At 70.8% G+C, this 20,426-nt stretch carries 20 protein-coding genes; 7 read left to right on the top strand and 13 right to left on the bottom strand.

Annotated elements, in window-relative coordinates; translation table 11 throughout:
• A partial coding sequence (locus MKK88_RS18160; protein ID WP_244002129.1) for a hypothetical protein occupies positions 1–193 on the bottom strand: 193 nt, incomplete at its 3' end.
• A gap of 255 nt (positions 194–448) precedes the next feature.
• On the opposite strand from MKK88_RS18160, the gene MKK88_RS18155 reads away from it, so the two are divergent.
• On the top strand, positions 449–2,005 hold the full coding sequence (locus MKK88_RS18155) for a sensor domain-containing diguanylate cyclase (protein ID WP_244002128.1): 1,557 nt from the start codon (positions 449–451) through the stop codon (positions 2,003–2,005).
• Positions 2,006–2,038: 33 nt separating this feature from the next.
• Here MKK88_RS18155 and MKK88_RS18150 read toward each other — a convergent pair whose 3' ends face one another.
• The 7 genes from MKK88_RS18150 to MKK88_RS18120 form a co-directional block, all read right to left on the bottom strand.
• A complete protein-coding gene (locus MKK88_RS18150; RefSeq protein ID WP_244002126.1) occupies positions 2,039–2,284 on the bottom strand; it encodes a hypothetical protein in 246 nt (81 codons plus the stop codon).
• 504 nt (positions 2,285–2,788) lie between these two features.
• Positions 2,789–3,595, bottom strand: a complete 807-nt coding sequence (locus MKK88_RS18145; RefSeq protein WP_244002123.1) for an enoyl-CoA hydratase/isomerase family protein — start codon at positions 3,593–3,595, stop codon at positions 2,789–2,791.
• A gap of 21 nt (positions 3,596–3,616) precedes the next feature.
• Complete coding sequence (locus MKK88_RS18140; RefSeq protein ID WP_244002121.1) at positions 3,617–4,531, bottom strand: SMP-30/gluconolactonase/LRE family protein; 915 nt, start codon at positions 4,529–4,531, stop codon at positions 3,617–3,619.
• Positions 4,532–4,534: 3 nt separating this feature from the next.
• A complete protein-coding gene (locus tag MKK88_RS18135; protein ID WP_313902326.1) occupies positions 4,535–5,542 on the bottom strand; it encodes an SMP-30/gluconolactonase/LRE family protein in 1,008 nt (335 codons plus the stop codon).
• The gene (locus MKK88_RS18130; RefSeq protein ID WP_244002119.1) at positions 5,542–6,906 is read right to left on the bottom strand and encodes an MFS transporter; all 1,365 of its coding nucleotides are present in this window, start codon (positions 6,904–6,906) and stop codon (positions 5,542–5,544) included. The genes MKK88_RS18135 and MKK88_RS18130 overlap by 1 nt, the downstream gene beginning before the upstream one ends.
• Positions 6,907–6,993: 87 nt before the next feature.
• Entirely contained in the window at positions 6,994–8,238 is a 1,245-nt protein-coding gene (locus MKK88_RS18125; protein WP_244002117.1) for a CaiB/BaiF CoA transferase family protein, read from the bottom strand.
• A complete protein-coding gene (locus MKK88_RS18120; RefSeq protein WP_244002115.1) occupies positions 8,235–9,182 on the bottom strand; it encodes a hydroxymethylglutaryl-CoA lyase in 948 nt (315 codons plus the stop codon). The genes MKK88_RS18125 and MKK88_RS18120 overlap by 4 nt, the downstream gene beginning before the upstream one ends.
• Positions 9,183–9,321: 139 nt before the next feature.
• Here MKK88_RS18120 and MKK88_RS18115 point away from each other — a divergent pair, with 139 nt between their 5' ends.
• The 3 genes from MKK88_RS18115 (at position 9,322) to MKK88_RS18105 (ending at position 11,839) form a co-directional block, all read left to right on the top strand.
• Complete coding sequence (locus MKK88_RS18115; RefSeq protein ID WP_244002113.1) at positions 9,322–10,089, top strand: IclR family transcriptional regulator; 768 nt, start codon at positions 9,322–9,324, stop codon at positions 10,087–10,089.
• Between the two features lie 192 nt (positions 10,090–10,281).
• On the top strand, positions 10,282–11,481 hold the full coding sequence (chrA, locus tag MKK88_RS18110; RefSeq protein ID WP_244002133.1) for a chromate efflux transporter: 1,200 nt from the start codon (positions 10,282–10,284) through the stop codon (positions 11,479–11,481).
• A gap of 115 nt (positions 11,482–11,596) precedes the next feature.
• Positions 11,597–11,839: a hypothetical protein gene (locus MKK88_RS18105; RefSeq protein ID WP_244002111.1), complete on the top strand. Its 243-nt coding sequence runs from the start codon at positions 11,597–11,599 to the stop codon at positions 11,837–11,839.
• A 210-nt stretch (positions 11,840–12,049) separates the two neighbouring features.
• On the opposite strand, the gene MKK88_RS18100 is transcribed toward MKK88_RS18105, so the two are convergent.
• From MKK88_RS18100 to MKK88_RS18090, 3 genes are read right to left on the bottom strand one after another with little or no spacing between them, the layout of a single operon-like run.
• On the bottom strand, positions 12,050–12,769 hold the full coding sequence (locus MKK88_RS18100) for an amino acid ABC transporter permease (RefSeq protein ID WP_244002109.1): 720 nt from the start codon (positions 12,767–12,769) through the stop codon (positions 12,050–12,052).
• Positions 12,769–13,467, bottom strand: a complete 699-nt coding sequence (locus tag MKK88_RS18095) for an amino acid ABC transporter permease (RefSeq protein ID WP_244002107.1) — start codon at positions 13,465–13,467, stop codon at positions 12,769–12,771. The genes MKK88_RS18100 and MKK88_RS18095 overlap by 1 nt, the downstream gene beginning before the upstream one ends.
• A gap of 40 nt (positions 13,468–13,507) precedes the next feature.
• A complete protein-coding gene (locus tag MKK88_RS18090) occupies positions 13,508–14,317 on the bottom strand; it encodes an ABC transporter substrate-binding protein (RefSeq protein ID WP_244002105.1) in 810 nt (269 codons plus the stop codon).
• A gap of 222 nt (positions 14,318–14,539) precedes the next feature.
• Here MKK88_RS18090 and MKK88_RS18085 point away from each other — a divergent pair, with 222 nt between their 5' ends.
• The 3 genes from MKK88_RS18085 to MKK88_RS18075 all read left to right on the top strand — a co-directional run bounded on the left by MKK88_RS18085 (position 14,540) and on the right by MKK88_RS18075 (position 17,974).
• Positions 14,540–15,457: a LysR family transcriptional regulator gene (locus tag MKK88_RS18085; protein WP_244002103.1), complete on the top strand. Its 918-nt coding sequence runs from the start codon at positions 14,540–14,542 to the stop codon at positions 15,455–15,457.
• A 170-nt stretch (positions 15,458–15,627) separates the two neighbouring features.
• A complete protein-coding gene (locus MKK88_RS18080; RefSeq protein ID WP_244002101.1) occupies positions 15,628–17,550 on the top strand; it encodes a heavy metal translocating P-type ATPase in 1,923 nt (640 codons plus the stop codon).
• A 100-nt stretch (positions 17,551–17,650) separates the two neighbouring features.
• Positions 17,651–17,974 carry a hypothetical protein gene (locus tag MKK88_RS18075; RefSeq protein WP_244002099.1) on the top strand — a complete coding sequence of 108 codons (324 nt, stop codon included), beginning with the start codon at positions 17,651–17,653 and terminating at the stop codon, positions 17,972–17,974.
• A 185-nt stretch (positions 17,975–18,159) separates the two neighbouring features.
• Here the strand turns inward: MKK88_RS18075 and MKK88_RS18070 are convergent, their stop codons facing one another.
• Both MKK88_RS18070 and MKK88_RS18065 read right to left on the bottom strand, forming a co-directional pair.
• The gene (locus tag MKK88_RS18070) at positions 18,160–18,552 is read right to left on the bottom strand and encodes a response regulator (protein WP_244002097.1); all 393 of its coding nucleotides are present in this window, start codon (positions 18,550–18,552) and stop codon (positions 18,160–18,162) included.
• A 69-nt stretch (positions 18,553–18,621) separates the two neighbouring features.
• Positions 18,622–20,340, bottom strand: a complete 1,719-nt coding sequence (locus MKK88_RS18065) for a sensor histidine kinase (protein ID WP_244002131.1) — start codon at positions 20,338–20,340, stop codon at positions 18,622–18,624.
• Positions 20,341–20,426 lie beyond the last annotated feature (86 nt).

Raw genomic sequence — 20,426 nt, 5'->3', positions numbered from 1 at the left:
CCCGCGGCCAGCGGTCGAGGCCGATCGGCATCAGGACGGCGATCTGATCCGGCACCGCGGCGTCGCCCAGGAGGCTCCGGAGCGAAATCCGGCACGCCTCCTCCAGCTCGGACCGGCTGCGCGCGCCCGACGTCTTGATGTCGGCGATCAGGAGCGCCGCGATCTCCTGGGCGAAGGCGTCCTCATCCGTCATGCCGGCCTCACGTTCCAAGTCCGGGCACCATAGTCCCTCGTAGAAGATCCGTGTATCCGTACAGAATTACGCCGCCAAGGATCGGCTGTGGATACTTGCCGACCGGGCGCACAGGACCGCCGGAGCCGGTCGGGGACGCACGCTTCACACCCGCAAAACGTCACGGCCCAGGATGAATCCGGCGGGCCCAGGTAACGATTCGGTCATAAATTCGGATCTATCACTATTCGTCGAAGAGTTTGCGTGGATAAACCGATGGTTCCATTGGGCCGCCTACCACTGGGCCGCCTCAATGCGCGGCTTCGGTCAGCCCGGACGTGGATCGCACTGGGCGTCCTGGCCCCGGTCGGCATGGTGGCGATCTCCGGGCTGATGCTGGCCGACCTCCGCCGGGATGCCTGGGACCGGGCCGAGCAGACGTCCCGGAACCTGCTGCAGGTCCTGGAACGCGACATCGCGCGCAATTTCGAGATCTACGACCTCTCGCTCCAGGCCGCCGCGGAGAATATCGGGGCGCCCGGCCTCGCGCAGGCCGATCCGCGGGTGCGCCAGCTCATCCTGTTCGACCGCGCCGCGACCGCCCGCGACATGGGCGTGATGCTGGTGATCGACGCACAGGGCGACGTCATCGCGGATCTCGGCGCGGTGCCGCCGCGGGTGGGCAACTACGCGGACCGCGAATACTTCAAGATCCATCAGGCGCGCGACGGGCTCGGCCTCCAGGTCGGCAGCCCGATCATCTCGCGCCTGACCGGCGAGCGGATGCTGCCGTTCAGCCGGCGCATCAACCGGCCCGACGGCGGCTTCGGCGGCGTGGTCCTGGGCACCGTGAAGCTCACCTATTTCGAGAACCTGTTCCGCGAGATCGACCTCGGCCCCGGCGGCGCGATCAACCTGTACCTCGCGGACGGCACCCGCATCATGCGCTACCCCTATACGGAGGCCGATATCGGGGCGAACATCGCGCAGGCCTCGACCTTCCGGCGCTTCGTCCGCGACCGCCAGGGCAGCTTCATCGGCACCTCCGCGCGCGACGGGATCGAGCGCTTCTACGCCTTCACGCGAATCGGGACGCTGCCGCTGATCCTGAACGTCGCCCTGTCGACGTGGGACGTGGAGGCGGCGTGGTTCGCCAAGGCGCTCATCATCGGCGGCATCACGCTGGTGCTGTGCGGCCTCACGATCGCGCTCTCGCTGCTGTTCGGCCGGGAGCTGCGGCGCCGGGAGGCGGCCCAGGAGGCGCTGGCCGCCCTGTCCCGCACCGACGCCCTGACCGGCCTGCCGAACCGCCGCCGGTTCGAGGAAGCCTTCGCCGAGGCGACCGAGACGGCCCGGCGCGACGGCCGGCCGCTGTCGCTGCTGATCGTCGATGCGGACCACTTCAAGCGCTACAACGACCGCTACGGGCACCCGGTGGGCGACGAGATCCTGAAGGCGCTCGCCCGCCGCCTCGCCGCCAGCGTGCACCGTCCGCAGGATCTCGTCAGCCGCATCGGCGGCGAGGAATTCGCGCTCCTCTTGCCGGATACCGACGTCGCAGGCGCCGGGCGCATCGCCGACCGGGTCCATGCCGAGGTCGCCGGGCTGACGGTTCCGTCCGCGGGAATCGGGGCGGGGGCCGTCACGGTCAGCATCGGGCTCGCCTGCACGGGGCCGGGCGGCGGATATGGCGGCGCGGCGGCGGACCTGTATCGCCTGGCCGACGGCGCCCTCTACGCGGCCAAGGAGGGCGGCCGGAACCAGACCCGCCTCGCCGCCGCGCCGGCCCCGACGCCGCAGCGGGGCCCTCTGCAGCTCGTCGGCCGCGCCTGACGGCGGGATCGCGACGCGGCGGGGCCGCCGCCGTTACCAGCCGAGCCGGGCCATCAGGCGGGGGCCGTACACGTCCCACACGATATGGGCGACATAGGCCGACTGGAAGGTGACGATGACTTCCCAGTCGCGATGCAGCACCTTCAGCAGGGTCCGATCATGGAGCGCGCCCTCCACGCCCATGGCGACGGCCAGGATCGTGCTGATGGCGAAGACGCCAAACCACGAGAACTGACGGGCAGCGGCAACGCCCAGGGCCACGATCACGATATAGAACATGCGGCCCCACCGGGCTCCCGAAACAGTCTGCTTACGTAGACCGATCCTTCAAATCTTAGCAAGCGGAACTAATATTGCGCCGCAATATCACGACGGCATCAGGTCAACGAGGCCATATGTGACGGCCGTGATAATCATGGTCCAGACAAGCAGAAAACAGGCCTGAAAGGAGAAAGCGGCCGACGCGGGCAAACACGCGTACCAGTTCCGGACCCGGCGCAGCAATCTCGATATTGGACTATACCACCCTCTGTCGATCATTGGCGCGAACTCGAAGGCATCGCTGATGTAACAACGTGTTTCCAGCAGCTTGAGCCCAGATAAGCATTATCGTGCTGACTGGCGGATGAATGCGACATGTCTGACACAGATGGTGATTTCCGCTCGCCCCCTCCCGTCCAGCCACCCGGTCGCCCCCGGATGACGGTCGAACGGCGGGCGCAGGGCGAGGCACCGCGGCCGGACAAGGCAAGCTTCGTGCACGCGACGGGACCGGGATGACGCTCAGGCCCCGTGCGAGCCCGGCGCAGCCGGGATCGATGCCCCGTCGTCCCCGTCCGCCGGATGCGGCGGGCGTTTAAGCCCGGCGCCGGGCTTGGACGCCCCACGGATCGCGGCGTTCACGCCTTGGCCGAACAGAAGCGCCCGCTCCCAGTCCAGTTCGGCCCCGGGCACCGCGTCGAGCGAGGCCTTGATCGCCGCCAGCGCCGCGGCGTCGAAGCCGGCGATGCGCCCGGCGAGGTCGGCGCAATGCGCGTCGAGCGCGGCGGGCGCCACGACGGCGTTGACGAGCCCCCAGTCGCGGGCGGTGGCGGCGTCGATCCGCTCCCCGGTCAGGAGCAGCCAGCCGGCGCGCTTGCGGTTCAGGAGCAGCCGCGACGTCGGCCCCGCCATGCTGGCATAGGTGGCAAAGCCGATCTCCGGCGTGCCGAAGGCGGCGTCTTCGGCCGCAAGGGCGAGGTCGCAGGTATTGACCAGCGTCATCCCGCCGCCCAGCGCGAGGCCGTTCACCCCCGCGATGAACACCGCCCGGTGCGCCCGCATCGCCCCGTTGAGCGCGATGGCCTCCGCGCCGGCGGTGTCGGGCGCGCCCGCGGCGAGCTCGGCCGCCCGCTCCGTCAGGTCGAGCCCGGCGCAGAAGCTCGTCCCGGTCCCGGTCAGGACGACCGCGCGGATGTCGGCCCCGAGCCCGGCGATGGCGGCGCCGAGCGCGACCCGCGTCGCCCGGTCGAGGGCGTTGCGCTTGTCGGGCCGCACGATGCGGATCCGGGCCCAGCCGGCTTGGTGTTCGACCCGGATCGTGGAGCTCACGGGGTTCTCCCGGGTGAAGGATCAGCGGTGCGAGACCGGCAATCCGGCGTGGCGCCAGCGGGCGCGCAGGATCGTGCCGGTCTGCGATTCCGTCACGTAGAGGATGCTGCGGTCGGTGCGGCCGAAGGTGAGGTTCGTCACCGTCTGCCCGCGGCAGGCGCGGATCCGGGCGAGGGGCTCGCCCTGGGGGCCGAGCGCCAGCACGGCGCCGAGCGAGGCGTGGGCGACCAGCAGGTTGCCGGCGTCATCCATCACCAGCCCGTCCGGGCCGCTGGTGCCGTGGAAGCTCGCGAACCGCCCGACCTTCGAGACGCTGCCGTCGCGCTGCAGCGGCACCCGCCAGACGGCGTTGTCGCGGGTCATCGCCACGAACAGCACGCCCTCGTCGGCCGAGAGCACGAGGCCGTTGGGGCTGATCCCGGTGTCGAGCAGGCAGTCGAGGCGGCCGGAGGGGCTCAGGCGGAAGACCCGGCCGGTCGGGTCGTGCAGGCCGGTCTGACCCTGGTCGGTAAAGTAGACATCCCCGGTCCGCGCCACGATCAGGTCGTTGACCCCCTTGAACCGCTCGCTGTTGCGCCGGGCGAGGTAGGGCTCGGGGGTCCCGCCCGCGGGATCAAGGCTGAGGATCCCGTTCTTGTAGTCGGCGATCAGCAGGCGGCCGTCCGGGTGGACGGCGAGGCCGTTGGGCTCGCCGTCCCATTCGGCGAGCTGCGTCCAGGTGCCGTCCGGCGCGATCCGGAAGATGCGCCCATGCGGGATGTCGGTGACGTGCAGGTTGCCGGCGGCGTCGAAGCACGGCCCCTCCAGGAAGCAGTCCACCGGGTGGCCGCCCTTGTTGGCCCGCGCCCAGTCGGTCACGACCGGCCGGCGCAGCGCCTCCGGCATCGCCGTGAAGATTTCGGTCTCGAGGGTCTCGGGGACGGGATACCAGGACATCGCTCAGGGCCTGTCGGCGTATTGGCGGCGGGCGGCCACGCCCCAGGGCGCGGTCAGGATCGTGCCGGTGGAGGATTCCGTGAAGAACAGGGTCTTCCGGTCGGTGCCGCCGAGCTTGGCGTTGGTCACCGTCTTGCCCCGCGGGGCGCGGATGCGGGCGACGATCTCGCCGTCGGGATCGACCGCGAAGACCGAACCCAGGGAGGCGTGCGGCACGAGCAGCGTGCCCTCGGCATCGATCGTGAGGCTGTCCGGGCCGCTGACCCCGTGGAACGACACGAAGCGCCCGACCTTGCCGGTGGTGCCGTCCGGGAACAGCGGCACCCGCCAGACGGCATTGTCCCGGGTCATCGAGACGAACAGCACCTGCTCGTTCGGGTGCAGCACCAGCCCGTTCGGGCTGACGCCGGTCGACAGGATCGTGTCGAGGCGGCCGTCCGGGCGCAGCCGGTAGACCCGGCCGGTCGGGTCCTGCAGCCCGGTCTGGCCCTGGTCGGTGAAGTAGAGGTCGCCGTTCAGCGCGAAGGTCAGGTCGTTGAGGCCCTTGAAGCGCTCGCTGTCGCGCCGCCCCAGGAACGTGGCGATCTTGCCCGTGGTGGGATCGAAGGTGAGCAGGCCCTGCTTGTAGTCGGCGATGAAGAAGCGCCCGTCCGGGTGGCGGGTCATGCCGTTGGGCTCGCCGTCCCATTCGGCGAGCTGGGTCCAGCTCCGGTCGGGGGCGATCCGGAACAGGCGGCCGAACGGGATGTCGACGCAGTAGAGGGTGCCGTCGGCCTCCGCGACCAGCCCCTCGATGAAGCTGTCCACCGGCGGCTGGCCGACCTTGTTGACCGCCGACCATTCGGACGGCGTGTTCCTCCGGCGCAGGGCCTCGGGCATCGCCGTGTAGGGCTCGGCCATGACGAGCCGGGGCGGCGCCTCCGCGTCGGGGCTGGCGGCCCGCGCGGCGCGGGGGCGGGGGAGAAGGGCGGCCCCGAGGAGCGCGCCCGCGACGGTCCGGCGCGAGAGCATCACGACCGCCCCGGCTGCGGCTGGCCCGACGGCAGGGCCATCGTGGCCGCCTTCGGCGCGCCGCGCATGAACAGGACCAGCAGGCCGTTCAACCCCAAAGCGAGCACGAGGATGACGGCCATGCCGAGCATGCCGGCATCGTAGGAACCGGTGGTGTCCTTGAGCCAGCCGACCATGAACGGGCCGACGAAGCCGCCCGCCGCCCCGACCGAATTGATGAAGGCGAGGCCCCCCGCCGCGGCGGCGCCGGTCAGGAAGGTCTGCGGGATCGTGTAGAACACCGTCCGGGCCGAGATCGTGCCGATCAGCGCCAGCGTCAGGCCGACCAGGGCCGGCACCAGCGACGTCACCAGCACCGACAGCACGAGGCCGGCGACCCCGCACGACAGGGCCAGCGCCATGTTGAGCAGCTTGCGCCCGGTCCGGTCGACGACCCGGGCCCAGAGCAGCATCGCCACGGTGGCGAAGAAGTACGGGATCGCCGAGACGAAGCCGATCGCCAGGGTCGAGAGGCCGTGGCCCTTGAGGATCAGGGGCAGCCAGATGCCGACCCCGTAGGAGCCGATGGTGAAGGCGAAGGTGATGCCGGCGAGCGCCAGGACGCGGCGGTCGCGCAGGGCCTCGCCGAGCCGGTGCCGCGGGCTCTCATGCCGCTCGCGTGCCAGGGCTCCGGTCAGCGCCGCCCGCTCCTCGGGCGTCAGCCACGCCGCGTCCCTGGGGGCGTCGGACAGGCGGGCGAGGCAGAGGAGGCCGAGCAGGCAGGCCGGCAGGCCCTCGACGATGAACATCCACTGCCAGCCCGACAGGCCCAGCACCCCGTGCATCCCGAGCAGCGCCGAGGAGACCGGGCCGCCGATCAGCGACGAGAGCGGGGTGGCGGCCATGAACCACGCGAGCACCCGCGTCCGCGCCCGGGCCGGAAACCAGACCGAGAGGTACCAGATCACCCCGGGGAAGAAGCCGGCCTCGAACACGCCGAGCAGGAAGCGCAGGCCGTAGAAGCTCAACGGGCCGACCGCGAAGGCGGTCGCGGCGGCGGCGAGCCCCCAGGTGATCATGATCCGGGCGAGCCAGCGCCGGGCGCCGAAGCGGTACATGGCCATGTTGCTCGGCACTTCGAGCAGGCAGTAGCTCGCGAACATGATGCCGGCGCCCCAGCCGAACTGCGTCGCGGTCAGGCCGAGTTCGCGGTTCATCTGCAGGGCGGCGAAGCCGACGCTGGTCCGGTCGATGTAGTTGAAGAAGTAGCCGAGCATCAGGATCGGCACGAGGCGCCACATCGCCTTGCGGATCGCCGCGTCCTCGACGGCCTTCAGGGCGGGATCGGTGCCGGTTGCTGGCCCCGCCGCGACGGTGCTCGACATGGTGGTGCTCCTCACGTGTGCGTTTCCGGTCGGGTGCGGTTTCTTGTGCGCGGGGGCGGCGTCGAGGCCGCGCCCGGGGAGGGCGCCTCAGGTCGCGCCGCTGATGATCCCGCGTTCCGTCAGGTCGGCGACCGCGTCCGGTCCGAGGCCGAGTTCGGCGAGGATCTCGGCCCCCTGCTGGCCGGCCGCCGGCAGGTCGCGCCGCAGGCCCGGGCGGATTCCGCCGAACTCCAGCGGCAGGGCCGGTACCGGCATCACCCGCCCGTCCGGGAGGGTCACGGGGACCATCGCGCCGGGATGGTTGAGGTGGGGGTCGTCGAACATCTCGTCCGGCCGCGTGATCGGCGCGAAGGGCAGGCCGTTTTCCTCGCAGACCCGCGCGATCGCCGCCCGGTCGTGCCGCTTCAGGATCGCGCGCAGGCGCGGCATGAAGCGGTCCCGCGCGTGGACGCGCTGCGGGTTCGAGGCGAGGTCGGGATCACCCGCGAGGTCGTCGCAGCCGAAGGCCTCGCAGAACAGGCGCCACTGCGAGTCGGTGACCACGCCGACGAAGATCTGATCGCCGTCGCCGGTCTCGAACACGTCGTAGACCGCCCAGGCCGAGATCCGGGCCGGCATCGGCGCCGCCGCCTGCCCGGTCACGGCGAACTGCGCCATGTGCTGGGCGACCAGGAACATGTTGTTCTCGAACAGGCCGCTGCGGATCACCTGCCCGCGGCCGGTCCGGTGCCGCTCCTGGAGGGCCGCCAGGATACCGATGGCGGCGAACATCCCGCCCATCACGTCGTTGACCGAGGCGCCCGCCCGCAGCGGCCGGCCGGGCGGCCCGGTCATGTAGGCGAGGCCGCCCATCATCTGGACGACCTCGTCGAGGGCGGTGCGGTGCGCGTACGGCCCGGTGAGGAAGCCCTTCAGCGAGCAGTAGATCAGCCGGGGATGCGCGGCGCACAGCGCCTCGGCGCCGAGGCCCTGCTTGTCCAGGGCGCCGGGCCGGAAATTCTCCGTGACGACGTCGGCCCGCGCGATCAGGCGCTTGACCAGGGCGAGGCCCTCCGGCGCCTTGAGGTCGATGGCGAGGCTGCGCTTGTTGCGGTTGTAGGTGGGGAAGAAGCCCGCCCCCGAGCCCGGCAGGCGCCGCGTGTTGTCGCCCGCCCCGACGGGCTCGATCTTGATCACATCGGCCCCGAGGTCGCCCAGCACGAGGCCGCAGCTCGGCCCCATCACCATGTGGGAGAACTCGACGACCCGAATCCCGGCCAGGGGCAGGGGTAAGGGGAGGGGCAGGGGCTGTCCCGCCGGCTGCGTCCGGTCGTCCGTATCCGGCCCGGTCATGCGGCGCTCCTGTGCGGGCCGGCTGTGCGAAACCCCTTGGGCAGCCCGGCCTCGGGGACGTGGCCGTAGAGCGGCTCGCTGGGGAGCGCGGCGGCGATGATGGCGCGCGCCGCGATCAGCCGGTCGAGGTCGATCCCGGTGCGCAGGCCCATCGCCTCCAGCAGGAAGACGAGATCCTCGGTGACGATGTTGCCGGTGGCCCCCGGTGCGTAGGGGCAGCCGCCCAGGCCCCCCTGCGAGGCGTCGAAGGTGGTGACCCCGGCCTCCAGGGCCGCGACCACGTTGGCCAGCCCCTGGCCGCGGGTGTTGTGGAAGTGCCCGCCCCCGGCCCGGTCGCCGAGCGCGCGCCGGAGGGCCCCGAACAGCCGCCGCACCTGGGCGGGGTTGCCCGACCCGGTCGTGTCCGACAGGCCGACGCTGTCGGCGCCCGCCCGGGCGGCCATCTCGGCGAGCCGGATCACCCAGGCCTCGTCCACCGGACCCTCCAGGGTGCAGCCGAAGGCCGTCGAGAGGCCGACCTCGATGCCCGGGCGCCTGTCCGCCGGCAGGGCGTCGCGCAGCGCGCACATCCGCGCCACCCCCTCGACCGCCTGCTCGGGGCTCATGCCGACATTGGACTGGCTGTGGAGGCGCGAGGCCGAGACCGGCACCGTGAGCTTCGGGGTGCCGGCCGCGATCGCCCGCTCGGCCCCCTTCAGGTTGGGCACGAGGGCGAGGATCGTCACGCCGGGCAGAGCGGAGGCCGCCCGCACGATCTCGGCGGTGTCGGCCATCTGGGGCAGGCGCCCGGGATGGACGAAGGAGCCGACCTCGATCTCCGGCAGCCCCGCGCCCGCCAGCGCCGCGATCCAGCGCGTCTTGGCCTCGGTCGGCATCGTCCGCGCGATGCTCTGCAGGCCGTCGCGCGGCCCGACCTCGCTGACCACAATGTCGATCTCCGACATGGCTCCTCCCGGACGTCGATCCTGTGGCGGATCAATAATTCTGTTTGACAGAATTTATTTCTGACTGATAGAAATGATGACGGATCGCGGCCCGGGCGTCAACGGGGTCGTCGCGGCCGGATTGGCTGGAGCGGGATCGATGGCGGACGAGACCGAGAAACCCGCGCGGCGTCGGGGGCGCCCCTCCCGTCAGGCCCGGGCGGAGGCGGGCCCCGCCGAGATCGCGCAGGAGCCGCGGGTCGAGGCCGTCGAGCGGGCGCTCGCGATCCTCGATGCCTTCGGCGAGGACCGCGTGCGCCTGACGCTGGCCGAGATCGCGCACCGGACCGGATTCTACCCGAGCACGATCCTGCGGCTGGCGGGCTCCCTCATCCGCTTCGGCTACCTGCATCGCGACGCGGGCGGCCTGTTCCGGCTCGGCCCGACGCCGCTGCGCCTGGGGCAGCTCTACCGGCAGACCTTCGATCTGACCGACTATGTCCGCCCGGCGCTCGCCCGCCTGTCCGAGGCGACGGGCGAGACCGCGGCCTTCTATATCCGCGACGGCGACAGGCGGATCTGCCTCTACCGCCACCACGCGCCGCGGATGATCCGGCACCATCTGGAGGAGGGCGCGCAGCTGCCCCTTGACCGCGGGGCGGGCGGGCGCGTCCTGCTGGCGTTCACCGGCGGGACGGACCCGGAGAGCGCGGCGATCCGGGCCCGCGGCCTCGCCATCTCCCTCGGCGAGCGGGACCCGGAGACGGCGGCGATCGCGGCGCCGGTCCATGGGACGCACGCCGCCTTTCTCGGGGCCGTCGGCATCGTCGGCCTGCGCAGCCGCTTCTCGGGCGCGCAGATCGACACCTTGACCGAGACGCTGCGCGCCGAAGCCGCGAACCTGACGCGTCTCCTGGGCGGAGGCTGACGGCGCGGGCCCCGCCCGGGACGCGCGCCCCGGACCGGATCGCGCGGCGATCGGGGCTTGCCATCGGGGCCGGAGCCACGCCCCTATCGCACCGCGCTCGGGCATGACGGACCGAGGTCGCCCAGATCGAGACGATCGATGACCGAGACCATCCCTGGCAGCCCTCCGCGACCGTCCAGGCGCGGCGTACCGATGGGGCCGGCTGCGCCCGGCTCCGTCGGGGAGGTATTCCGCGCCTTCCTCAGGCTCGGCCTGACCGCGTTCGGCGGCCCGGTGGCCCATCTCGGCTATTTTCGCGACGAGCTGGTCGTCCGGCGCGGCTGGCTCGACGAGCGGGGCTATGCCGATCTCGTGGCGCTCTGCCAGTTCCTGCCGGGGCCGGCCTCCAGTCAGGTCGGGTTCTCGCTGGGCGTCCTGCGCGGCGGCGGACTCCTGGGCGGACTCGCGGCCTGGACGGCGTTCACCCTGCCCTCGGCCCTGCTGCTCCTGGCCTTCGCGTCCGGCGTCGGCGCCCTGACCAGTCCGGTGGCCGCGGGGGCGATCCACGGGCTCAAGCTGGTCGCCGTGGCGGTGGTCGCCCAGGCGGTCTGGGGCATGGCCCGCACCCTGGCGCCGGATCGGCCGCGCGCCGGCATCGCGGTGGCGGCCTTGTTCGTCACGGTGTTCGCCGCCGGGTCGCCGGGGCAGCTCGGGGCCATCGCGCTCGGCGCCCTGGCGGGGCTCCTGCTCTGCCGGGCGGCGCCGCAGCGGCCGGCCGGCCCCCGCCCGGTTCCGGTCTCCCGGCGAGCCGGCGCGGTGGCCCTGGTCACGGCCGCCCTGCTCCTCGTCGTCCCGCGCCTGCTGCCCGGCGGCCTGCACGTCCAGGCCCTGGCGCTGTTCGAGGCCTTCTACCGCTCCGGAGCGCTGGTGTTCGGCGGCGGCCACGTGGTGCTGCCGCTGCTGCAGGCCGAGGTGGTCGCCCCGGGCTGGGTCAGCCCCGGCACCTTCCTGGCGGGTTACGGGGCCGCCCAGGCCGTGCCCGGCCCGCTGTTCACGGTCGCGGCCTATCTCGGGGCCGTCGCCGGGCCGTCGCCCCATGGGGTCGTGGGCGCCGCCATCGCGCTGGTCGCGATCTTCCTGCCGGGGCTGCTGCTGGTCTACGGCATGCTGCCCTACTGGGATGCCGTCCGGGCGCGCCCGCTGGCGCAGGCCGCCCTGCGGGGCACCAATGCGGCGGTGGTCGGCATTCTCGGCTCCGCGCTCTACGACCCCGTCTGGACCAGCGCGGTCGACAACCCGCGCGATGTCGCGGTGGCCGTGCTGGCCTTCGTGCTGCTAACCGTCGGCCCGGTGCCGCCATGGCTCGTCGTCATCCTGACCGCCCTGGGCGGCGTCGCCCTGGCGTCGGCGTGATTGTATCGGCCTGCGCCCGGCTCTCGCGACCGTCGATCCCTGAGGTCATCCGCCCGTCATGCCGGCCGCCTAGGGCACGCCCCTCGCCGGCGCGCCCGGCCTGCCTCAGGGTCCGATGTTCACGCATAGTTGCCTCGATCCGCACGACCCCTTCGCCGAGCGCGAGGTGCAGGTCGAGTTCGCCATCGACGCGTCCGGCATCCGCCTCATCGCGGCCAGGGATGCCGAGGGCCACGACATCCTGCCCGATCTGATCGACGTCCAGCGCGACGACCTGCGGTGCGAACTCGCCGCGCGGGCAGGCTGCGCGGCCCCGGTCCGGCCCGACCGACCGGCCCGGACGGGCGCCGTCCATTAGGGACGATGCATTCCGGGCGGGCGATCTCGCCGTCCGCACGGCCGCGCGCCCGACGCTTTCGGCCGCTCCACGTCTGCCCGTCGCGGGATCGAGGGTGTCCGAAGGGCTGAGCCCATCGGTGGGCCGTCGGGGCGAAGCCTTGGCACTGGGGTGAGGCCCGACGCCCGCCAAGGCCGACGAGCCTCTCGAACCTGGCGCCCGATCCGCCGCTCAGGGGGTCACGACGCCGATGCGCGTCGCTCCGGCCTGCCGGCGCGTCCGGGCGAGGCGCCATTCGAGGAGGCGCGCGCCGGAGGTCAGCGTGAAGCACAGCGTGAAATAGGTCAGCGCCAGGAGCCCGTAGACCTCGAAGGGCTGCGTCAGCAGCAGGTTGTTGACCTGTGCGGCCGCGAAGGTCACCTCGTGGGCGCTGATCACGTAGCCGAGCGACGTCTCCTTGATGGTCGAGACGAACTGGCTGACCATGCTCGGCAGCATGGTGTGCAGGGCCTGCGGCAGGACGATCGACAGGGTCGTCGGCCAGTAGCCGAGCCCCAGGGCGGTCGCCGCCTGGACCTGCCCCTTGGGCAGGCCCTCGATCCCGGCCCAGATGACCTCCGACAGGTAGGCGGCCTCGTACACGACGAGGGTGATGATCAGCGTCTCGACGCCGCCCACCGGGCGCCCCACCACCAGGGGCGACAGGAAGTACGCCCAGAAGATGAACATGATCAGGGGCAGGCCGCGCACGACGTAGACGATCGCGGTCGCCGGCAGGCGCAGCCAGCGGTACGGGCTGAGCCGCGCGAGCGCCAACCCGACCGCGAACGGGAAGCAGAGCGCGAGCGAGGTGATCGCCATGAACAGCGTCATGGCCAGACCGCCGATGGGGCCGTACGGATATTGCCCGATCAGGAAGAGGAGCCAGTTGTCCCGCAGGATCTCCAGCATCAGCGCGCCCCGACCGTGAGGCGCCGGGCACAGGCGGCCCCGAGCAGCATGATGCCGAGGGAGACGGCGAGGTAGATCACCGTGGCGACCGCGAAGGCGTCGAAGGTCCGGAACGTGTCGCTCTCGACCGCGCGGGCGCGATAGGTCAGCTCGCCGACGCCGATCGCCATGGCGAGGCTGGTGTTCTTGAACAGCAGCAGGGTCTGGTTGATCAGCGGCGGAACCGCGTGCCGCAGGGCCTGCGGCAGCACGATGGTGCGCATCGCGCCGAGATAGCCGAAGCCGAGGGAGAGCGCGGCCTGATACTGGCCCTTCGGGATGGAGCGGATGCCGCTGCGGATGTCCTCCGCGACATAGGCCGCGGCCGCGAGCCCCAGCGCCGTGGCGGCGAGCAGGAACTGGCCGTCATGGGCGTTGAGCCACTGGCGCGCCGGGCGCGGCAGCAGCGACGGCACGCCGAAATACCAGAGGAAGATCTGCACCAGGAGCGGCACGTTGCGGTGGTACTCGACGTAGGCGCCGACGAGCCACGCGCCGGGTCGCGCCGGGAGCATCCGGATCAGGGTGAGCAGGATCCCGACCGTGAGGGCGAGGCACCACGCCGCCGCGGTCAGGACGAGGGTCGTCCCGATGCCGAGGACGAACCAGTCGAGGTATCGGCCCGCGAGCACGCCGCCCGGTTCGAACAGGTGGATCATCGGGTCCTACCCGGGTGCCCGCCGGGGCCGCCGGGGCGGCTCAGTCCTTGATCGGGGCAACCGTGAAGTCGCGCTTGATCTTGTAGGGCGTGCCCGCGCCGAGCCATTTGGCGAAGATCGCGTCGAGGTCACCGGATTCCGAGAGCTTGGCCAGGGTGGCGTTGACCAGATTGGTGAAGGCCGGCTCATCCTTGCGCATGCCGAGCCCCCAGGGCTCCACGAACAGCGACTTCGCGATGATGACCATCGGCACCTTGGACTGGTGCTGGAGCTTCACGAGGATCAGTTCGGAGGCGCACAGGGCGTCGACCTTGTCCTGCGCCAGGGCCAGGAAGGCCGAGGAGGTGTCCTGGAAGGTCACCGTCTCGGCGGTCGGGATCAGGCGGCGCACGCCCTGCTCGGAGGACGAGCCCTTGAGGGCGGTGATCTTCTTGCCGGCGAGCTGATCGATCGTGGTGAGGCCGGATTCCTTCGTGGTCATCAGCTTCTGCTGGCTGACGAAATACGTATCGGAGAACTGGATCTGCTTGCCGCGCTCGGCCGTGTAACCGAGGTTGGCGGCCAGGATGTCGACGCGCCCCTGCGTCAGCTCGGGGATCCGCGCCTCGACCGCGATGGCCTTGAGTTCGAGCGGCACGCCGATCGCGTCGGCGATCGTCTGGCAGATGTCGACATCGTAACCGACGATCTGGCGCGTTTGCGGATGCTGGAACGAGAAGGGCTCGACGGTCCCGAGCGTCCCGCAGATCAGCTTGCCCCGGGCCTTGATGTCGGCGAGCTGATCGGCCCGGGCGGCACCCACGACGGTGACGAGGGCGGTCAACGCCGTCAGGATTGAAATCAGCCTCATGGGACGGCCACCGTCTGATCGAGCGTACAGAAGTGCGACCGCGCCGTCCGCCAGAACCGGGGCCTCGCTCGTGGGGCGCGTCGGTCGCCGGGCGGCGTGGAAGCCTGCCGTGATAAAATCACACACGTTGTGATGGAGCTTGACCGCCATGAAAGAAAGCGAAGAAAATTCGCTTTCGGCATCACTTTCTTTCATGAGCCGCGCGAGCGACCGGGCGGTGCGATGACAGCCAGCATCAAGCAGATCGAAGCGTTCTACTGGGCGGCGACGCTGGGCGGCTTCACGGAGGCGGCCCGGCACCTGCACCTCGCGCAATCGACGGTCTCGAAGCGGATCATCGAACTCGAGATTGTGGTCGGGGGGGCGCTGTTCGACCGCGGCGCGCCCGCGCTGGCGCTGACGCGGGCCGGCGAGGCGAGCCTCCCGATCGCGGCCGACGTTCTCGCGGCGGAACTGCGGTTCCGCGAGGCCGCGAGCGGCTCGGCGCCGTTCACGGGGGCGTTCCGGTTCGGGACCACGGAACTGGTGGCGCTGACGTGGCTGTCGAGCCTGATCGTCGCCCTGAAACGCGACTATCCGGATGTCGTACCCGTGCCGGACGTGGCCGCGAGCCGCGACCTCTTCGGCCGGCTCGGCGCCAACGAACTCGATCTCGTCATCGCGCTGGATCCGCCGCCGCGCCCGGACTTCACCGCCATCCCGCTGAAGAGCGTGACCCTCGAATGGGTGGCGGCGCCGGGCTACGGGCCCAGCTCGGACCGGGTCCCGCTGGCCGAGATGGCCCGATATCCGATCCTCAGTCAGGCCCATGGATCGGGGCTTCAGGCCCTCGTGCTGGATTGGGCCGCCGCGAACGGCCTGACCTTCACCCGCGTGGCCGAATGCAACAGCCTGAACGTCCTGGCCGGTCTCGCCGCGGCGGGACTCGGCGTCACCTACCTGACCGCGAGCTATTTCGCGGCCGAGATCGCGCGCGGCTCCCTCCGGATCATCCGGACCGATCCGCCCATCCCGCCGATCCGCTACTTCGCGGTCTACCGGACCCTCGACGTCTCGCCGCTGCCCGCCCGCATCGCCGCGATCGCACAGGACACCTGCGACTTCTCTGCGCGGAGTCTCCGCGGAAGCCGACGGCCCTGAGCGAAGGTCCGGGGGCAGGCCAAGCCGGGCAGGGGCGGCGTGGACATCGACAGGCCCGTCGCACCGCTTCATGCCTGCCCGGCTCCGGCAACGATACTTTGATCCAGTGCAAGGCCCTCCGGGCCGAACGGGCTTCACCTCGGCTCTGCGCCGAGAGGGAGGCCACCGACATGACCACGACGATTGCGGGCTCGATCGGCGCCGACCGACCGGCCGCCGGGTGGCCGACGCGGCTGCGGGAATGGCTGGCTTTCGTGCCGCTGCTCGGCCTCTGCATCGGTCTCACCGCGCAGGCGCTCGGCCGATTGGACCTCGCCACGGCGGCCTGGACGCTCGCGACCGTGGCCGGCCTCGCCGTCCTCCTCGCGCAGGTCGTGACGCGCCTGGCGCGCGGCGATATCGGGCTGGACCTCGTCGCCCTGCTGGCGATGGGCGGTGCCCTCGCCTTGGGCGAGCCGCTGGCCGGTGCCGTCATCGCGCTGATGTATACGGGCGGCCAGGCTCTGGAAGCCTACGCCACCGGGCGGGCCGGGCGGGCGATGACGGCCCTGATCGCGCGCCAGCCGCGCACCGCCCTGCGCGCGGAGGGCGGTGTCCTGCGCGACGTCGCCCTCGCGGCTCTGGTCCCGGGGGACCGCATCCTGGTGCGCGTCGGGGATGTCGTGCCGGTCGATGGCTGGGTCGCCGCGGGCCGCGCCGTGCTCGACCGGTCGAGCCTGACCGGCGAAGCGCTGCCGGTCACGCTCGGCGCGAACGAGCCCGTGCTCAGCGGCACGGTCAATGCCGGCACCCCGTTCACCCTGGTGGCGGAGCGGCCCGCGGCCCAGAGCACCTATGCCGGCATCGTCCGGCTCGTCGAGGCGGCGCGGTCCGCGAAGGCGCCGATGGCACGGCTGGCGGATCGCTACGGGCTCGCTTTCCTCGGCCTCACCCTGCTGCTGGCCGGCGCTGCCCTGGCCGCCACGGGCGATCCCCTGCGGGCCCTGGCCGTGCTGGTCGTCGCCACCCCGTGCCCGCTGATCCTGGCGGTGCCGGTCGCCCTCGTGTCGGGCCTCTCGCGTGCCGCCGGCATCGGCGTCCTGATCAAGGGCGGTGGCGCCCTGGAGCGGCTGGCCGGGACGCGGGTTCTCGTGATCGACAAGACCGGAACCCTGACGCATGGCTCCGCACGGCTGGTGTCCGCCCAGACCCTCGCCCCGTTCGGGGAGGCCGAAATCCTGCGGCTCGCCGCCGCCCTCGACCAGGCCTCGGGCCACCCGGTGGCGCGGGCGCTGGTCGCGGAGGCCAGGACGCGGGGCTTGACCCTGCCACAGCCCACGATGGTCACGGAATCGCCCGGCGCGGGCGTGGCCGGCTGGGTGGATGGGCGGCACGTCCGTGTCGGTGGAGCGCGCCTGATGCGGAGGCACGCCGTCTCGTTCCCGTCGGTCGACGGCCCGCTTGACGCCGCGGCGGCCACCGCGACGGTGCTGGTCGCCGTCGACGGTGCGCCCGCCGCCATCCTGACGTTCTCGGACCCGTTGCGGGCGGACGGCCACCCTGCGCTCGCGGCGCTGCGCGCCTGCGGCATCGAGCGGGTGGTCCTCGCCACCGGCGACCGGCGCGACGTCGCGGAGGCGCTCGTCGCCGGCCTGCCGGTGGACGCCATCGCGGCGGATCTCGACCCGGCGGCCAAGACCGCGACCGTGGTCGCCGAGCGCCGGAACGGCCCGGTGATGATGGTCGGCGACGGCCTCAACGACGCGCCCGCCCTGGCGGCGGCGGACCTCGGCGTCGCGCTCGGCGCCCGGGGCGCGGCGGCGGCGGCCGAGGCCGCCGATATCGTCCTGCTGGTCGACAGCCTCACGCCGCTGCCCCACGCGATCCGCATCGCCAAGCGGGCCCGCGCGATCGCGCTCCAGAGCGTCTGGGTGGGCCTCGGGCTCTCGCTCGCCGGCATGGTGGCGGCCGCCCTGGGCCAGCTTACGCCGCTCCAGGGGGCGCTCGCCCAGGAGGCGATCGACGTGATGGTGATCCTGAACGCCCTGCGCGTGCTCGGCGGCGCCGGGGAGACCCGCGCGGCGGCGGACCGGGGGGACCCACCGGAGCCGTGACGCCGGCCGGCAGCCGGCCGGGCTTGCGCTGGATCAAGGTGGCTTCGCCCCGCCCGGGCACGCACTGATGTACAAGCTTGTTTGGGATCAGAACGAGCGCATGCAGCCGTTCCCGATCGACCAGCACATCGCTGACGGTGAGACGCTGCCGATCTTGGGTGGCTTGCACGCGATACACGTACCCGGTCATTGCGCCGGACAGGTCGCTCTGATGTGGCGAGGCGGACGGCTCCTGCTCGGCGGCGATACGTTCATCAACATCCTGGGTGTGAGCGACCCGATCGCGTTCGAGAACGAGGCGGAAGGGCTGGCCAGCCAACGCAAGCTCGCAGCGCTCGACTTCCAGGCCGTCGCGTTCGGGCACGGCAAGGCCATCACGAAGGATGCCCCCGGCAAGCTTCGTCGCTTCGTCGCGCGACGCTGACAGGCGTGCACAGATCAACGTAGGCCATAGGGATGGGGAGCGGGCCCATGACCGCTTTCCGGCCGCTCCGATGATCAGCGGTACGACTTACTTGGGTCGGATGCCGAACAGCTGCTGAGGGTGGTTTCCGGCTGGTCTGCTTTTGGTAGCTCAGGCATCGAAGCTGACATTGAGGTCCCGTTCGATCACCACGTTGGTGCAGGGCCTGCGATGAGTTCCACCACGGCCCGCACAAGTGCCGCTTCCAAATACGGCTTCGTCAGCCTCGGACGGCTGCTGTACGCATCCGCAACAGACGCCTTCACGTCCCCAGTTGCGAAGAGGTAAGGCACACCCAGCGCTCCCAGCTCTGCGGCCACGGGATAAACGGTTTTGCCGTCTCCGAGGTTTACATCCAGCACCGCCGCGGTGAGACCACCGTTATCGATAAGGTCAAGGGCCTGATCGACGCTTGGAACCGGACCTGTCACCGTCGCTCCGGCTTCCGACAGCCAACGCTTCAGGTCCATGGCAATCAGGTACTCATCCTCGACAACGAGGATGCAGTGTCCGGCAAGCGGTCGAGCAGGATCAGGCACCCGCCCTCCAAAGCGCGCAGCGAATGCTCGTCAGAATAAGGTCCCCGAAAAGCTACGCCATCACACAGGTCAGGATACTGGCATTTCGATACGACAGCGCACGCCGTCCGTTCCAAGCTCGTAGTCGACCTTGGCCTCCAGCGCGTAGGCAAGGGCTTCCTGGATTAATTCGGTGCCGTAGCCGCGTCGCATCGGTTTGTTCGATCCAACGGCGACACCGCTCTCGACCCAGCTCAATGCTAAGCGGCGACGTTCGCGTCGGTCGAACACCATTTCCCAGGTGACGAGAAGTCGGCCATTCTCGGTGCTCAAGGCTCCATATTTGACGGCGTTGGTGGCCAACTCGTGCAGGGCGAGTGCGAAGTTCTGCACCTGTCGGGCAGTGAGGTAGACCTCTGGTCCAGACAGCGTGGCACGCTGGGATCCACTCTCGGCATGCGCTGCCAGCTCAGCGCGAACGAGCGTCCCAACCTCGACCTTGTCGCTACCACCTTGGCTGAGCAACCCCTGGGCGCGGCCGAGCGCCTGCAGCCGCTCCTCGAACGCTTCTACCGATCCGCCTTGCCTTACACTTCGGTCGGCGATGGCCCTGACCACCCCGAGAAGGTTGCGTGCCCGGTGCTGCAATTCGTTGACCAAGACCTCCTGACGCGCCTGCAGCGTGCACCGATCCGTCACGTCGATGTTCACGCCCGACCACTTGCGGACCGTCCCGTCGGGCCGCGTGATTGGCACCACGCGGACGTTCGACCACCGCCACGCCGCGCTCGGCGCGTGCCACAGGCGATACTCGGCATCGACGGGCCACCCTCCCGCAACAGCTGCTCGCCATTTGCTTTCGATCGCCGCCCGATCATCGGCGTGGATCGCTTGAAGCCAGCCGGACCCGTGCCATTCGTCTAGAGATTGGCCTGTGAAGGCACGCCACCCCGGGCTGTCGGTGACGATGACACCGTCCGCGCGCGCCTCCCAGCAAAACTGGCCGAACCCTTCGACCAGCCCGCGGAACCGTTCCTCGCTCTCGCGCAGCGCTATCTCGGATCTCTTGCGCTCCGTGATGTCGCGCACCGTCCCCTTCATATGTCGGGTGTGCTTCCCAGCACTGACCTCGACTCGGCCCTGTGCTCCGATCCACCGAATTTCGCCGTCCGCGGCTTGGATGCGGCACTCGAAGCTCCAGCCCCCATCCGTAGCGATGGCATTCTGAAAATCCTCATCGACCCAACCTTGGTCCTCCGGCACGACATGCTTGAGGAACATGTCGTAGGTCCACTCCGCCAGAGGTGTCGCGTACCCGAAGATCCGATCGTGTTGCGGTGAGCGCCAAGCTCTCAGAGTCACGAGATCAATTTCCCATGCGCCGACGTTGCCTGCCTCCAGCGCACGCGTAAGTCGGTCCTCGCTTTCGCGGAGTCGATCGTCCGCCAGCCGCTGTTCTGTGACGTCGAAGCTCACGCCGTTGATGATCCACGGACGCTCTTGTTCGGAACGGCCACGCCATCGCACCGAGCGCCCAGCACTCGGCCCGCTCACAATCGTGAGTTGACCGTCGAAATCCTCACCAGTTGCGAGTGCACGCGCGATCATATCGCTCATCTCGGCCCGACCTTGCGGGGACATCCTGTCCGAGAAGTCTGAGAGCTGGCGGAATTCATCCGACGGTGGGAAGCCCCACAGCTCTGAAAACGTGGCATCGCCCCGGATGAGTTCGTCACGCAGGTGCCAGCGCCACATCCCCATGCGACCGCCTTCGACGGCAAGGCGACGCAGGTCCTCGCTCTGCTGCAAAGCGACCTCGACGTCGATCTTCTCACGTAAGACCGCCTCGGTTGCAGCAAGGCGACGTTCGAGGTCGGCGATGGTGGCCCGCTCAT

The sequence above is a fragment of the Methylobacterium sp. E-005 genome, from assembly GCF_022829725.1.
GTDB lineage: Bacteria > Pseudomonadota > Alphaproteobacteria > Rhizobiales > Beijerinckiaceae > Methylobacterium.
The sequence above is the reverse complement of the archived record's forward strand: the minus strand, read 5'-3'. Positions and strand labels throughout refer to the sequence as shown.

Coding starts and splice junctions, on each gene's coding strand:
- MKK88_RS18155 (WP_244002128.1), top strand. CDS start 449: ATGGTTCCATTGGGCCGCCTACCACTGGGCCGCCTCAATGCGCGGCTT.
- MKK88_RS18150 (WP_244002126.1), bottom strand. CDS start 2,284: ATGTTCTATATCGTGATCGTGGCCCTGGGCGTTGCCGCTGCCCGTCAG.
- MKK88_RS18140 (WP_244002121.1), bottom strand. CDS start 4,531: ATGTCCTGGTATCCCGTCCCCGAGACCCTCGAGACCGAAATCTTCACG.
- MKK88_RS18135 (WP_313902326.1), bottom strand. CDS start 5,542: ATGCTCTCGCGCCGGACCGTCGCGGGCGCGCTCCTCGGGGCCGCCCTT.
- MKK88_RS18130 (WP_244002119.1), bottom strand. CDS start 6,906: ATGTCGAGCACCGTCGCGGCGGGGCCAGCAACCGGCACCGATCCCGCC.
- MKK88_RS18125 (WP_244002117.1), bottom strand. CDS start 8,238: ATGACCGGGCCGGATACGGACGACCGGACGCAGCCGGCGGGACAGCCC.
- MKK88_RS18120 (WP_244002115.1), bottom strand. CDS start 9,182: ATGTCGGAGATCGACATTGTGGTCAGCGAGGTCGGGCCGCGCGACGGC.
- MKK88_RS18115 (WP_244002113.1), top strand. CDS start 9,322: ATGGCGGACGAGACCGAGAAACCCGCGCGGCGTCGGGGGCGCCCCTCC.
- chrA (WP_244002133.1), top strand. CDS start 10,282: ATGGGGCCGGCTGCGCCCGGCTCCGTCGGGGAGGTATTCCGCGCCTTC.
- MKK88_RS18105 (WP_244002111.1), top strand. CDS start 11,597: ATGTTCACGCATAGTTGCCTCGATCCGCACGACCCCTTCGCCGAGCGC.
- MKK88_RS18100 (WP_244002109.1), bottom strand. CDS start 12,769: ATGCTGGAGATCCTGCGGGACAACTGGCTCCTCTTCCTGATCGGGCAA.
- MKK88_RS18095 (WP_244002107.1), bottom strand. CDS start 13,467: ATGATCCACCTGTTCGAACCGGGCGGCGTGCTCGCGGGCCGATACCTC.
- MKK88_RS18090 (WP_244002105.1), bottom strand. CDS start 14,317: ATGAGGCTGATTTCAATCCTGACGGCGTTGACCGCCCTCGTCACCGTC.
- MKK88_RS18085 (WP_244002103.1), top strand. CDS start 14,540: ATGACAGCCAGCATCAAGCAGATCGAAGCGTTCTACTGGGCGGCGACG.
- MKK88_RS18080 (WP_244002101.1), top strand. CDS start 15,628: ATGACCACGACGATTGCGGGCTCGATCGGCGCCGACCGACCGGCCGCC.
- MKK88_RS18075 (WP_244002099.1), top strand. CDS start 17,651: ATGCAGCCGTTCCCGATCGACCAGCACATCGCTGACGGTGAGACGCTG.